Below are 12,239 nucleotides of genomic sequence, written 5' to 3'. Positions count from 1 at the left end.
GCCGTGCGCTGTCCACCGCGGGCCCCGGCATCAGCGGGGGCGTTACCCCGGCAACCCGGGATGAATCTCCATGCAGCCGCGCCCGTGGCCGGCTGCCTCATCAACGACGTCGCGGCTTTCCTGCCGGACGGAACTGCTGGCCCTTGCCTTTCCTGCCACCACGTTCCTGCGCGGTCTCGGCCTGGCGCACGGCCAGCTTGGCGGCGGCGGCCGCCACTTCTTCCTTCAACTTGAAGTAGTTCAGCAGCCGGCTTTCCTCGATCTCACCCGCGTCGATGGCCGCCCGTACCGCACAACCGGGCTCCTGGTGATGCGAGCAGTCGCGGAAGCGGCACTGTTCGGCCAGTGCTTCGATATCGGCGAAGCCCCCTTCGGCCAGCGTCTCCTCGCCGGTCGGCTTGAGCTCGCGCATGCCGGGCGTGTCGATCAGGCAGGCGCCGGTCGGCAACGGCATCAGCGCACGATGAGTGGTGGTATGACGCCCGCGTGAGTCGTTGGCGCGCACCGCATTGGTCTTCATCCGCTGCTCGCCAAGCAGCGTGTTGGTCAGCGTGGATTTGCCGGCGCCGGAGGAGCCCACCAGCACCACGGTGCGGCCCGGCCCCAACCATGGCTGCAGCACAGCCACGCTGCCAGCATCCAGGCCATTGATGGCATGCAGGGCGATCCCCTGCATTTCCAGTTCTTCCAGCACCGCCAGCGCATCTTCGCTGTATTCGGTCTGGTCGGCCTTGGTCAGCACCACCACCGGTTCGGCACCGCCGCCGCCCACCAGCAGCAGGTAGCGCTCGATACGGCGTGGATTGAAGTCCGCATCCAGCCCGCAGACGATGAACACCGTATCGATGTTGGCCGCGATCACCTGCTGGTGATAATGCTCGCCGGCGGCACCGCGCTTGATCGCGGTGCGACGTGGCAGCAGCGCCACGATGCGGATGCCGTCGAGCAGCACCCAGTCGCCGACCGCCGGCCGCTCATGGCTGGGAAAGCGTGGCCGCAGCCATTCCGGCAGCGATTCGGCTTTGATCGCAGCGTCCGGGGCGTCGGCCACGACATAGTGCGTACGGTGCTGCTCGATCACCCGGGCCGGGCGGGCCTGCGGGTGCTCGGCCATCATGGCCTGCCAGTCGGCCTGCTGCGCCGGGCCCGGCCAGGGCCAGCCGATGGTCTGCAGGGCGGTGAAATCGGGGGTCTGGGTCATCGCCTCCATTCTACCCGTGCCAACGCCGCTCCAGCCCAGCAGCGGCGGGCCCTGGGGGGCCTTGCCATGCAGTGCAGCAATTCCGCTACCATGGAACCTCCATGCCATCCGACGGCTCACCGACCATGTCAACCTCCGCGCCCAAGCCCCTGGCCACCCGCGAGCGCCTTTCCGAAGTGCGCTACGAAATCCGCGGAGAACTGGCCCGGCGAGCCCGGGAGCTGGAGGCGCAGGGCCGCAAGCTGATCAAGCTCAACATCGGCAACCCCGGCAATTTCGGCTTCCGCGCCCCGGAACACCTGCAGCGCGCGATCGCCGACGACATGGGTCGCACCGATCCCTATACCCACCAGCAGGGCCTGCCGGTGGCGCGCGAGGCGATCGCTGCCTACTACACCCGTCGCGGCGCTCCCGACGCGCACCCGGACCGTGTGTTCGTCGGCAACGGCGTCAGCGAACTGATCGACCTGTCGCTGCGTGCGCTGCTCAACCCCGGCGATGAAGTGCTGGTGCCGTCCCCGGACTACCCGTTGTGGTCGGCCTCCACCATCCTCAACGACGGCCGGCCGGTGTACTACCGTTGCGCCGCCGAGAACGGCTTCCAGCCGGACCCGAGCGAGATCGAGACCCTGGTGTCCTCGCGCACCCGCGCGATCGTGCTGATCAATCCGAACAATCCCAGTGGCGCCAGCTACCCGCGCGAACTGCTTGAACGCGTGGTGGACATCGCGCGCCGGCACAACCTGCTGCTGCTGGTCGACGAGATCTACGACCAGATCCTGTATGACGAGGCGGTGTTCCAGCCGGTCGCACCGCTGGCGGGCGACCATCCGTGCCTGACCTTCAGCGGCCTGAGCAAGGTGCATCGCGCCTGCGGCTGGCGCGTGGGTTGGGCGCACCTCAGCGGCGATGACGCACGCCTGGGCGACTTCCGCGCGGCGATGGACCTGCTCAGCGCGCTGCGCCTGTGCGCCAATGTGCCCGGCCAGTACGCCATCGAAGCTGCGGTGAACGGGCCCGATACCATTTCGGCACTGTGTGCCCCGGGCGGGCGCCTGTACGAAACCCGCCGCGCGGTGATCGAAGCCTGCGAGGCCAGCGAGCATCTGTCGCTGGTGGCCCCCGCCGGCGCGCTGTATGCCTTCCCGGCGGTGGTCGGCGCTGCCGCCAAGGGCTTCGACGATCACACCTTCGCCCTGGACCTGATGGACAACGAGGGCGTGCTGGTGGTGCCCGGTTCCAGCTTCAACGTGCCCTACCGCAACCACTTCCGCGTAACCCTGCTGCCGGAGGCCTCGGTGATGCGCGATGTGTTCGCCCGCATCGACCGCGTGCTGGCCCGCCGCGCCGAGGATGCAACCAAGGTCGTACCGATCAAGCCACGCCGTTCGGTGGCCTGAGTCGTGGGCTTGTCCTATCTGGCGCTGGGCGACTCCTACACCATCGGTGAGGCCGTCGCGGTCGAAGGCCGCTGGCCCCATCAGCTGGCCGCCGCGATGCGCGCACAGGGCGTCGCGCTGGCCGATCCGCAGACCATCGCCACCACCGGCTGGACCACGGACGAGCTCGATGCCGGCATCGACGAGGCCGCCCCGCAGGGGCCGTTCGACTTCGTCAGCCTGCTGATCGGGGTCAACAACCAGTACCGCGGCCGCCCGCTCGACGAATACCGCACGCAGTTCCAGGCCCTGCTGCAGCGCGCGATCGGTTTTGCCGGCGGCCGTACCGATCGGGTGCTGGTGCTGTCGTTTCCCGATTGGGGCGTGACGCCGTTCGGCGCCAGCAGCGGCCGACACCGTGGCCGCATCGGCATCGAAACCGACGCGTTCAACGCGGCTGCGGAGCAGGTCTGCAGTGGCCTCGGCGTCGACTTCGTCGACATCACCGACATCAGCCGCGTCCACGGTCACGACCCGGCGATGATCGCCGAAGACGGTCTGCACCCCTCCGCGCGCATGTATGCATTGTGGAGCGAGCGCGCCTTGCCGGTCGCCCTGCGCCGGCTCGGCGACGCCGGCTGACCCGATGGACGGCACGCCACGGAATGGCACGCCCCTGCCCTGCTCCCCGCTGACCGCCCCGCAGGCCCGCGCGATCGCCGAGGCGTTCCGACCTGCACAGGCCTGGGGCAGCCGCCGCGACTATTACTACACCCGCGGCAAACTCGGCAGCGATCCGTTGTACGACGGCGTGCTGCAACAGCTGCCCGAGGATGGCCAGCCGGTGCTGGACCTGGGTTGCGGACTGGGCCTGTTCGCGCATGTGCTGCGCCAGCGCGGGCGCGGCCAGCCCTATCTCGGGGTGGACGTGGACGCCGCCAAGATCGAGCGGGCGCGGCAAGCCGGTGAAGGCCTGCCGGCCGTGCGCTTCGAATGCCTGGATGTGCAGGCTGCGCTGCCGTCGCACGTCGGTCATGTACTGCTGCTGGACGTAGTGCAGTACCTGGATGCCGGACCGCAGCAGACGCTGCTGCGTGCCGCAAGCGCGCGGGTGTCCCCCGGAGGACGGCTGCTGCTGCGCACGCCGCTGGCGACCGGTGATGGCCGGGACCGCACCACGCGGGTCGCGGACCGCCTTGCCTGGCTGGTGGGCTGGATGGGTACCCGCCCGCGGCACTATCCCCAGCCGAAGACCCTGCTGGCGACACTGAGCGAAGCGGGATTGCGCGTCGCCGCACCACGGCCGCTGCACGGGCGCACACCGTTCAACAGCTGGCTGGTGGTGGCCGAACGGCCTGGATGACGCCTGGCGTGGCCCGACGCTACCGGAGCCTGCCCAATCCCCTGGTAGCGCCGGGCCGTGCCCGGCGGATTCCGTGCGCGCCGCTGCGCTATACCGAAGGCAGCGTTGCCTTCAATCCACGCTGATCCAGTGCCTGCAGCACGCGTTCGATGATTACCAGGTTGTGGCCATGGGCGGCCCCCTCATGCAGCAGCACGATGGCGCCCGGGCGAAGATCCGGCAGCAGGCGCTCCAGCACGCGCTCGGGCGTACAGCCGACACCATCGAAGCCGCGGGCGCTCCATCCCACCCGCACCAGGCCCAGGCGGCGCAGCACCGGGCCCACGAACGGATTGGTCATGCCCACCACCGACCGGTACCAGCGCACCGGCGTGCCCGACAATGCCTGCAGCGCATGCTGGCAGCCTTCGATCTCCGCACGCATCGCCTTCGGTCCCAGTCGCCAGAAGCGCGCCTGCGGATGGCTGAAGCTGTGGTTGCCCAGATCGTGCCCGCGGCGCAGGATCTCGGCCACCAGCGCCGGCTGGGCCAGCGCCCGCTCGCCCACCAGGAAGAATGTCGCCCGCGCCTGATGCCGATCCAGCAGATCAAGCACGGCCAGCGTGTCCGCACCGGGACCGTCATCGATGGTCAGCCAGACCGCGTCGTCCGCCTGCGCCAGGCGGCTCAGCACCGGCGTGTAGAAGCGGCTGTTGGGCAGGAACACCGGCACGATGAACAGCGCGTGGCTGGCCACCATCAGCGGCAGACCCCAGTGCCATCCCGCCAGCACCCAGGCCAGGATCACCCCCAACTGCGACGCCACCAGCCAGCGCAGCCAGCGCCATGGCCGGGGCGGAATGCGATGCAATGTTCCTGCGCTGCTCATACCCCATGATGCCATGAGGGGTAGAATCGAAGATTCGAATTACTGGACCCCCGACTTCCCATGTCTCTCGATCCTGCCCTGCGTTCGCGCATCGAATCCCTCCTCAACGCCAACCGCGTCGTGCTGTTCATGAAGGGCCAGCCGTCGATGCCGCAGTGCGGCTTCTCGGCCAAGGCCGTGGGCGCGCTGCAGGACCTGGGCGTCGAGTTCGCTCACGTCAACGTGCTGGCCGACCAGGAAATCCGTGAAGGCATCAAGGCCTACGGCGACTGGCCGACCATCCCGCAGCTGTACATCGACGGCGAACTGGTCGGTGGCAGCGACATCGTGCTGCAGATGGCCGCCAGCGGCGAACTGAGCAGCGTGCTGGGCCTGCCCGCGCCGGACCGCACCCCGCCGCGCATCACCGTCACCCCGGCCGCGGTGGAGATGCTCAAGGGCGCGCTGGCCGACGCCCCGGGCGCCGCCCTGCAGCTGAGCATCGATGCAGGCTTCCAGCCCAACTTCCAGCTCGCTCCGCATGACGAGGCTGCGATCGCCGCCGAATCCAATGGACTGCGCGTGCAGTTCGACCTGGCCAGCGCGCGCCGCGCCGAAGGCATCACCATCGACTGGGTGGACGACATCCGCGGCAAGGGCCTGGCCATCGACAACCCGAATGCGCCCAAGCCGGTGCAGGAAATCAGCGTGCGCGACGCCGACGACCTGGTGCGCGCCGGCAACGCGATCCTGGTGGACGTACGCCCGGCTGACGAGCGCGCCATCGCCGCCGTCGGCGTGCCGTTCAAGGTGTTCGACGGCAACGGCCGCGCCGAGCTGGAAGCACTGCCGAAGGACACCGCACTGGCCTTCCTGTGCCACCACGGTGGTCGCAGTGCGCAGGCTGCCGAGCAGTTCCGCGCGCTTGGCTTCACCAAGGTCTTCAACATCACCGGCGGCATCAACGCCTGGTCCGAAGAGGTGGACAACGGCGTGCCGAAGTACTGATCGGCTGCAGCGCGGAACAGGAGAACGCCGGCGCACGCCGGCGTTTTCCGTTTCCTGCCTGCCGCGCGCGTGGCTGGCGCCGCCCGGTCAGCCGGCAAACCCGCCTTCGGCCAGGTAGTCCAGTTCCTCCGGCGTGGGAATGCGGCCCAGCACGGCGTTGCGGTGCGGGAAGCGGCCAAAACGGCGGATGATGTCGCGATGCAGGTCGGCGTACTGCAGGTATTCCTTGTCACCCAGCGCGTCGAACATGGCCACCGAACGGTCCTGGTCCAGCGGATCCTCGGAATGCTCGAACGGCAGGTAGATGAAGGCCCGCAGCTTCGGAACCAGCTGCAGGTCCAGCCCTTCCTCGATGGCACGCATGGCGTAGTGCCGGGCCAGCCCATCGGTGGCGTAGGAGTGGGCGGTGCCACGGAAGCAGTTGCGCGGGAACTGGTCCAACAGCAGCATCAGGGCCAGCGCACCCTCGGCGCTGCCCAGCCAGTGTTCGCGCGCACGCGCGGCCGCAGCGAAATGCTCATCGAGGAACAATCGGCGGAACTGCGCGTCGAACGCATCGTCGCGGGCGAACCACTTCGCAGGGCCCGCCTCCTTCCAGAATTCCACCACCTGCGCGGCAACGTCCATTACCTACTCCCGGGCCCGGACGTCCCGCGCCCGGCCCTCATCATCATTCGTCGAAGCGCAGATGGCGGACCGACTTGCCGTTGCGCCGGATAAGCTTAAGCGCCTCGATGCCGATCTGGATATGGTTTTCCACGAACTGGGAGCTGACCTTGGCATCGGAGGCTTCGGTCTTGACCCCGTCGGGAATCATCGGCTGGTCCGAAACCAGCAGCAGGGCGCCGCTGGGGATGTGGTTGGCGAAGCCGGCGGCGAACACCGTGGCCGTTTCCATGTCGATGGCCATGCAGCGCATCGCGCGCAGCCGTTCCTTGAATGCCTCGTCGTGTTCCCAGACCCGCCGGTTGGTGGTGTAGACGGTACCGGTCCAGTAGTCGTACCCCAGATCGCGGATCATGGTCGAGACCGCGCGCTGCAGGGCGAAGGCCGGCAGTGCCGGTACTTCCGGTGGCAGATAGTCGCCCGAAGTGCCTTCACCACGGATCGCGGCGATCGGCAGCACCAGGTCGCCCAGCTGGTTCTTGCGCTTCAGGCCCCCGCACTTGCCCAGGAACAATACCGCCTTGGGCATCACCGCCGACAGCAGGTCCATGATGATCGCGGCATTGGGGCTGCCCATGCCGAAGTTGATCATCGTGATGCCATCGCTGGTGGCGCTGGCCATGGGCCGGTCCAGGCCGACGATGGGCGCACCGGTCAGTTCGGAGAAGGTGTGCAGGTAGCCGCCGAAGTTGGTCAGCAGGACGTGCGGGCCGAACTGGTCCAGGGGCACGCCGGTATAGCGCGGCAGCCAGTTGTCGACGATTTCCTGCTTGCTCTTCATGCTCGGTCCGGAACGGCGGGGACCGCCTATTTTCGGCCAGTGGGGCGACGCCGTCGAGGCACGCGGTCGCACCCTGTGAAGAAGGTCACTTGGCAAGCCCACCGCTGCCCGGCTAGCGTCAGCGGTTGCTTACGTAGCCGAGGGGATCTGCATGACGTCGACGTTGTTGCGCGCCGGGCTGGGGCTGGCGCTGGTTACGCTGGCCGCCGCGCCAGCACTGGGCGCCTCGCGCTTCATGGCCGATCCTTACCCCAGCACCTATCGGGCGCAGCCCGATGCGCCGGTGCTGATCCACAACGCAACGGTGCTGACCGGCACCGGCCAGCGCCTGGACAATGCCGACGTCCTGCTGCGTGAGGGCCGCATCGTTGCTGTCGGCCAGCAGCTGCAGGCCGAGGCCGATGTCACCCGCATCGACGCGCAGGGCAAGTGGGTCACCCCCGGGCTGATCGACGTGCACTCGCACCTGGGCGTATATCCAAGCCCGGGGGTGGGCGCCCACAGCGATGGCAACGAGATGACCGCACCGGTCACGGCCAATGTCTGGGCGGAGCATTCGGTGTGGCCGCAGGATCCCGGCTTCGCTGCCGCCCTGGCCGGCGGCGTGACCAGCATGCAGGTGCTGCCCGGCTCGGCCAACCTGGTCGGTGGCCGCGGCGTGACCCTGAAGAACGTTCCGGCCATCACCTACCAGGCGATGAAGTTTCCCGGCGCGCCGTGGGGCCTGAAGATGGCCTGCGGCGAGAACCCCAAACGCGTCTATGGCGAAGGCAAGGGTGTGACGCCTGCTACCCGGATGGGCAACGTCGCCGGCTACCGCGCAGCCTTCATCGATGCCGCCGACTACATCACCAAGAACACGCCCAAGGCAGCCAAGCGCAAGCGCTGGTTCGGCAGCGACAAAGGTGACAGCGCGGGCGATGCCGGTGGCAAGCGCGATCTCAAGCTGGACACCCTGGCCGGCGCGATCCAGGGCGACATCCGCGTGCACATCCACTGCTACCGTGCCGACGAAATGGCCACCATGCTCGATCTGGCCAAGGAATTCGGTTTCAAGGTGGCAGCGTTCCACCACGGCGTGGAGGCCTACAAGCTGGCCGACCGGCTGGCGGCGGACGGCGTCTGCGGTGCACTGTGGGCCGACTGGTGGGGCTTCAAGATGGAAGCCTTCGATGGCATCCCCGAGAACATCGCGCTGGTGGACCGGGCGAAGAACAGCTGCGCCATCGTCCATTCCGATTCGCCCGAAGGCATCCAGCGCCTGAACCAGGAAGCCGCCAAGGTCATGGCCGCCGCGCGCCGCGCACGCATGGCCCCGATCACTCCTGAACATGCGATCACCTGGATGACCGCCAATGCCGCCAAGGCGCTGGGCATCGAGCGCCAGACCGGCACGCTGGAGCCCGGCAAGATGGCCGACGTGGTGGTGTGGAACGGCAATCCCTTCAGCTCCTACGCATTGGCCGAGCAGGTCTATGTCGATGGCCGCCGCCTGTACGACCGCAATGCGTTGCCGGCAACGCCGCAGTCGGACTTCCAGCTCGGGCAGGAGGTGCACTGATGGCCGGTTCCATGCAGATGGCAAGGTCTTCCAGCCGCAACCGGGCATGGCTCGGCGCTGCGATCATGGTGCTGGCAGCCATCACCGGCACGGCATCGGCACAGGATCTGCTGGTGCGCGGCGCGACGGTTCACACCGCCAGCGCACGCGGCAGCCTGCAGTACGCCGATGTGCTGGTGCAGGGCGGCATCATCCGTGCCGTGGGTACGGGCCTGGCCGCACCGGCCGGCACGACCGTGGTTGAAGCCGATGGCCGCCCGCTCACGCCCGCGCTGTTCGGTGGCATCGCCGAGATCGGCATCGAGGAAGTCTCGGGAGAAGCGAGTACGGTCGACAGCAGCCTGAAGATCGGCGAGCAACCGCTGCGTCCGGAGTTCGACGTGACCCTGGCCTACAACCCCGCGTCGGTGCTCATTCCGGTGGCGCGACTGGAGGGCATCGGCTTCACCGCGCTGGGCGCCGTCACCGGCGGTGGCTTCGTGGCGGGCCAGGGCGGGGTGATGCGGCTCGATGGCAGTGCCGACCCGCTGGGTCCACGTGCGCTGTTCCTGCGGCTGGGCGCCGCAGCGTCGGAACTGACCGGTCATTCGCGTGCAGCACAGTGGATGCTGCTGCAGCAGATGGTGGATGAAGCGCGCGGCCAGGTCGCCGCCGATTCACCGCACGCCGTGCTGACACCGGCCGGTCGCCGCACACTGTCGCGCTATCTGGCCGGCCAGAGCCGCATCGTGGTTGAAATCGATCGCGCTGCCGATATCCGCCAGCTGCTGCGCTGGGCTGCACGTGAAAAGGTGAAGATCGCCCTGTCTGGAGCCAGCGAAGCCTGGCAGCTGGCGCCGGAGCTGGCTGCGGCCGGCGTACCGGTGTTCGTCGACGTGCTGGCCAACCTGCCGGCCAGCTTCGACCAGATCGGCGCCACCCTGGAAAACGCGGCACGACTGCAGCGTGCGGGCGTGCCCGTCAGCTTCGTGCAACGTGGCGATGCCTCGCATAACGCACGCAAGATCCGCCAGCTCGCAGGCAATGCGGTAGCCCATGGCCTGCCCTGGGCCGACGGGCTGGCAGGCCTGACCCGGGTTCCCGCACAGGCGTTCGGGGTGGCCGACCAGATCGGCAGCATCGAGCCCGGCAAGCGCGCCGACCTGGTGCTTTGGGAAGGCGACCCGCTGGATGTGGCGCACTATGCCGAACAGGTCTGGATGGGCGGGCGGCCGATGCCGATGCGCTCGCGCCAGACCGACCTGCGCGACCGCTATCTGCAGCGCAACGCGCAGCCCTGACCGACGAGGAAAGCCCCATGGCCCCGCTGCACTGGTACTTCGATTTCGTCTCGCCCTACTCCTACCTGCACTGGCAGAAGGTCAAGCAACTGCCCCAGTTCGCACAGGTACAGCCGGTGCCGATCGCCTTCGGGGCGGTGCTGCAGCAGCTTGGCAATCTCGGCCCGGCCGAGATCCCGGCCAAGCGGCGCTTCATCTACCGCCAGTTGCTCTGGAACGCGCAGGCGGAAGGCGTGACGCTGCGCTTCCCGCCTGCCCACCCGTTCAACCCGCTGGCCGCTCTGCGGCTGTGCCTGGCCGCAGGCGGCGGCGCGCAGGCCGTGGACGTGCTGTTCGACTGGATCTGGCGCGAGGGCAACGCCGCCGACAGCGCCGAGGCGCTGCGCGAACCCGGCGCGCGGCTGGGCATCGCGGATGTGGCGGCCGCCACGGCAACCGCAGAGGTCAAGGAGCAGCTGCGGCGCAACACCGAGGCTGCGCTCGCGGCCGGCGTGTTCGGCGTACCGACCTTGGCCATCGGCGACGAGCTGTTCTGGGGCAATGACGCGCACCCGCTGATGGCCGCTGTGCTGGCCGATCCGGACCTGCTGAAGCAGCCGGAATGGCAGCGGGTGGAGGCCCTGCCGATCGCGGTACAGCGCAGACGCTGAACAGGGCGCCTGCGCTTCCCTCGCGCGCGGGCTCCCGTTTTGAGATATTTTTCACACTTCCGAACCAACAACCGCCCTGGAGGGGGAGCCGCGGATGCGCATCGGAATCGTCGTCGACTCGGCCTGCGACCTGCCGCAGGCGTTCATTGCCGAACACAACATCGTGCTGCTCCCGATCACCGTACGGATCGGCGAAGCCGTACTCGCCGACCACCGCGACGAACAGGCCACGCTCAGCTTCCTGCACGCACACGTGGCCGAACATGGTGCCGAGGCGGAGACCATCCCCTTCAGCGTCAACCAGATCCGTGACCTGTTCCTGCAGCAGCTGGTGATCGACTACGACCACGTCTTCTGCATGACCATCACCAAGACCCGCAGCCCGATCCACGACAACGCCCTGCAGGCCAGCTTCGCCATCCTCAACGACTACAAGCCGGTGCGGCAGGCCGCGGGCTACAACTCGCCCTTCGCACTGCGCGTGCTCGACACCCAGAACCTGTTCGCCGCGCAGGCGGTGACGGCGGTGGAGGCGGTTCGCCTGCGCGACAGCAACGCCAGCGTGCAGCAGATCCGCGAGCGGCTGGAGGAACTGGCCGGCAACGTGCATGGCTACATGGTCACCCGTGACCTGTATTACATGCGGGCCCGCGCGCGGCACAAGGGCGACCGCAGTGTCGGCCTGCTCAGTGCCGCGCTGGGCAGCGCACTGGACATCAAGCCGGTGCTGCACGGCTACCGCGGTGAGACCGGCCCGGTGGCCAAGATCAAGGGCTTCGACAATGCCGTGCAGAAGCTCTTCGCTGTGGTCGGCCAGCGCGTGCGCAGTGGACTGATGACACCGACAGTCTGCGTCAGCTATGGCGGTGAGCTGGAGGAGCTGCGCGCCCTGCCCGGCTATGCGCAGCTGACGGACGTCTGCGCCACCCACGGCGTCACCGTGTACGAATCGGTGATGAGCCTGACCGGCATGGTCAACGTCGGCAAGGGCGCCGTTACCGTGGGCTTTGCCGATGGACCGCATCGGTTCGAATGAGGGCGGGCGACGCCTGCATGCAGGTGCGCCGGATGTACACAAGCATTGCACCGCGTCTATGCCAGCCTTGCCGCACTTCAAGGAGATCACCATGCCTGCGCAGTATCACATCAGCCTTCCCGACCCGTCCAAGGCCCGCGGCAACGACCCCGACCTGTCCTTCCATTCGCAGGGCGCCGCCGGCTTTGCCGAAGAACTGCAGGACGCCCTGCGCAGCGGCGCGCTGTTCGAGCGCTGGAAAGCCAAGCAACCCGATCCGGATGCAGTGGAGCCGCAGTGGGGCGTGACCGACCCGGACGCCACCGTAACCGGTGAGCAGAAGGACCTGCGCATCAACCTGGTGGCCACCACCCGCATCGACAGCGATGTGTTCAAGCAGCGCCTGCGTCTGCTGGCCGGCCATCACTGGGAACTGCGCGACGTGCGTTGAGCGGCGAACGCGCTGGCGTCTGCTGGGCTTAGCCCGT

13 protein-coding genes are annotated in these 12,239 nt (G+C 68.2%); 9 read left to right on the top strand and 4 right to left on the bottom strand.

Going from position 1 to position 12,239, the window contains the following annotated elements:
- Window positions 1–100: 100 nt before the first annotated feature.
- Window positions 101–1,210 (bottom strand): ribosome small subunit-dependent GTPase A, encoded by a 1,110-nt coding sequence (rsgA, locus tag AC5P76_RS00230; RefSeq protein WP_495222577.1) that lies wholly within the window; start codon window positions 1,208–1,210, stop codon window positions 101–103.
- 116 nt (window positions 1,211–1,326) lie between these two features.
- Here rsgA and AC5P76_RS00225 point away from each other — a divergent pair, with 116 nt between their 5' ends.
- Genes AC5P76_RS00225 through AC5P76_RS00215 form a run of 3 tightly spaced genes read left to right on the top strand, consistent with a single transcriptional unit; the run spans window position 1,327 to window position 3,943 of the window.
- Window positions 1,327–2,601, top strand: a complete 1,275-nt coding sequence (locus tag AC5P76_RS00225; RefSeq protein ID WP_065175207.1) for a pyridoxal phosphate-dependent aminotransferase — start codon at window positions 1,327–1,329, stop codon at window positions 2,599–2,601.
- Between the two features lie 3 nt (window positions 2,602–2,604).
- Window positions 2,605–3,222 (top strand): SGNH/GDSL hydrolase family protein, encoded by a 618-nt coding sequence (locus AC5P76_RS00220; RefSeq protein ID WP_065175127.1) that lies wholly within the window; start codon window positions 2,605–2,607, stop codon window positions 3,220–3,222.
- Between the two features lie 4 nt (window positions 3,223–3,226).
- Complete coding sequence (locus tag AC5P76_RS00215; RefSeq protein ID WP_253118284.1) at window positions 3,227–3,943, top strand: class I SAM-dependent methyltransferase; 717 nt, start codon at window positions 3,227–3,229, stop codon at window positions 3,941–3,943.
- Between the two features lie 88 nt (window positions 3,944–4,031).
- On the opposite strand, the gene AC5P76_RS00210 is transcribed toward AC5P76_RS00215, so the two are convergent.
- Window positions 4,032–4,811 (bottom strand): polysaccharide deacetylase family protein, encoded by a 780-nt coding sequence (locus AC5P76_RS00210; protein ID WP_253118283.1) that lies wholly within the window; start codon window positions 4,809–4,811, stop codon window positions 4,032–4,034.
- Between the two features lie 60 nt (window positions 4,812–4,871).
- On the opposite strand from AC5P76_RS00210, the gene grxD reads away from it, so the two are divergent.
- On the top strand, window positions 4,872–5,798 hold the full coding sequence (gene grxD / locus AC5P76_RS00205) for a Grx4 family monothiol glutaredoxin (RefSeq protein WP_053517428.1): 927 nt from the start codon (window positions 4,872–4,874) through the stop codon (window positions 5,796–5,798).
- A gap of 87 nt (window positions 5,799–5,885) precedes the next feature.
- Here the strand turns inward: grxD and AC5P76_RS00200 are convergent, their stop codons facing one another.
- Both AC5P76_RS00200 and AC5P76_RS00195 read right to left on the bottom strand, forming a co-directional pair.
- A complete protein-coding gene (locus AC5P76_RS00200) occupies window positions 5,886–6,425 on the bottom strand; it encodes a DUF924 family protein (RefSeq protein ID WP_111186169.1) in 540 nt (179 codons plus the stop codon).
- A gap of 43 nt (window positions 6,426–6,468) precedes the next feature.
- Complete coding sequence (locus tag AC5P76_RS00195) at window positions 6,469–7,245, bottom strand: AMP nucleosidase (protein ID WP_065181732.1); 777 nt, start codon at window positions 7,243–7,245, stop codon at window positions 6,469–6,471.
- A gap of 151 nt (window positions 7,246–7,396) precedes the next feature.
- On the opposite strand from AC5P76_RS00195, the gene AC5P76_RS00190 reads away from it, so the two are divergent.
- From AC5P76_RS00190 to AC5P76_RS00170, 5 genes are all read left to right on the top strand, one after another.
- Window positions 7,397–8,806, top strand: a complete 1,410-nt coding sequence (locus tag AC5P76_RS00190; protein WP_065175130.1) for an amidohydrolase — start codon at window positions 7,397–7,399, stop codon at window positions 8,804–8,806.
- A gap of 11 nt (window positions 8,807–8,817) precedes the next feature.
- Window positions 8,818–10,086, top strand: a complete 1,269-nt coding sequence (locus AC5P76_RS00185) for an amidohydrolase family protein (RefSeq protein ID WP_445394572.1) — start codon at window positions 8,818–8,820, stop codon at window positions 10,084–10,086.
- 17 nt (window positions 10,087–10,103) lie between these two features.
- Window positions 10,104–10,736, top strand: a complete 633-nt coding sequence (locus AC5P76_RS00180; RefSeq protein ID WP_065181734.1) for a 2-hydroxychromene-2-carboxylate isomerase — start codon at window positions 10,104–10,106, stop codon at window positions 10,734–10,736.
- A gap of 94 nt (window positions 10,737–10,830) precedes the next feature.
- Window positions 10,831–11,772 carry a DegV family protein gene (locus AC5P76_RS00175; RefSeq protein ID WP_053517434.1) on the top strand — a complete coding sequence of 314 codons (942 nt, stop codon included), beginning with the start codon at window positions 10,831–10,833 and terminating at the stop codon, window positions 11,770–11,772.
- 91 nt (window positions 11,773–11,863) lie between these two features.
- The gene (locus AC5P76_RS00170; RefSeq protein WP_053443843.1) at window positions 11,864–12,202 is read left to right on the top strand and encodes a hypothetical protein; all 339 of its coding nucleotides are present in this window, start codon (window positions 11,864–11,866) and stop codon (window positions 12,200–12,202) included.
- Window positions 12,203–12,239 lie beyond the last annotated feature (37 nt).

This window comes from Stenotrophomonas sp. YJH_SMC_36, from assembly GCF_059369935.1.
The sequence above is the reverse complement of the archived record's forward strand: the minus strand, read 5'-3'. Positions and strand labels throughout refer to the sequence as shown.

What these genes read in the sequence shown, in the direction of transcription:
- rsgA (WP_495222577.1), bottom strand. Translation starts at nt 1,210, where the DNA reads ATGGAGGCGATGACCCAGACCCCCGATTTCACCGCCCTGCAGACCATC.
- AC5P76_RS00225 (WP_065175207.1), top strand. Translation starts at nt 1,327, where the DNA reads ATGTCAACCTCCGCGCCCAAGCCCCTGGCCACCCGCGAGCGCCTTTCC.
- AC5P76_RS00215 (WP_253118284.1), top strand. Translation starts at nt 3,227, where the DNA reads ATGGACGGCACGCCACGGAATGGCACGCCCCTGCCCTGCTCCCCGCTG.
- AC5P76_RS00210 (WP_253118283.1), bottom strand. Translation starts at nt 4,811, where the DNA reads ATGAGCAGCGCAGGAACATTGCATCGCATTCCGCCCCGGCCATGGCGC.
- grxD (WP_053517428.1), top strand. Translation starts at nt 4,872, where the DNA reads ATGTCTCTCGATCCTGCCCTGCGTTCGCGCATCGAATCCCTCCTCAAC.
- AC5P76_RS00200 (WP_111186169.1), bottom strand. Translation starts at nt 6,425, where the DNA reads ATGGACGTTGCCGCGCAGGTGGTGGAATTCTGGAAGGAGGCGGGCCCT.
- AC5P76_RS00195 (WP_065181732.1), bottom strand. Translation starts at nt 7,245, where the DNA reads ATGAAGAGCAAGCAGGAAATCGTCGACAACTGGCTGCCGCGCTATACC.
- AC5P76_RS00190 (WP_065175130.1), top strand. Translation starts at nt 7,397, where the DNA reads ATGACGTCGACGTTGTTGCGCGCCGGGCTGGGGCTGGCGCTGGTTACG.
- AC5P76_RS00185 (WP_445394572.1), top strand. Translation starts at nt 8,818, where the DNA reads ATGCAGATGGCAAGGTCTTCCAGCCGCAACCGGGCATGGCTCGGCGCT.
- AC5P76_RS00180 (WP_065181734.1), top strand. Translation starts at nt 10,104, where the DNA reads ATGGCCCCGCTGCACTGGTACTTCGATTTCGTCTCGCCCTACTCCTAC.
- AC5P76_RS00175 (WP_053517434.1), top strand. Translation starts at nt 10,831, where the DNA reads ATGCGCATCGGAATCGTCGTCGACTCGGCCTGCGACCTGCCGCAGGCG.
- AC5P76_RS00170 (WP_053443843.1), top strand. Translation starts at nt 11,864, where the DNA reads ATGCCTGCGCAGTATCACATCAGCCTTCCCGACCCGTCCAAGGCCCGC.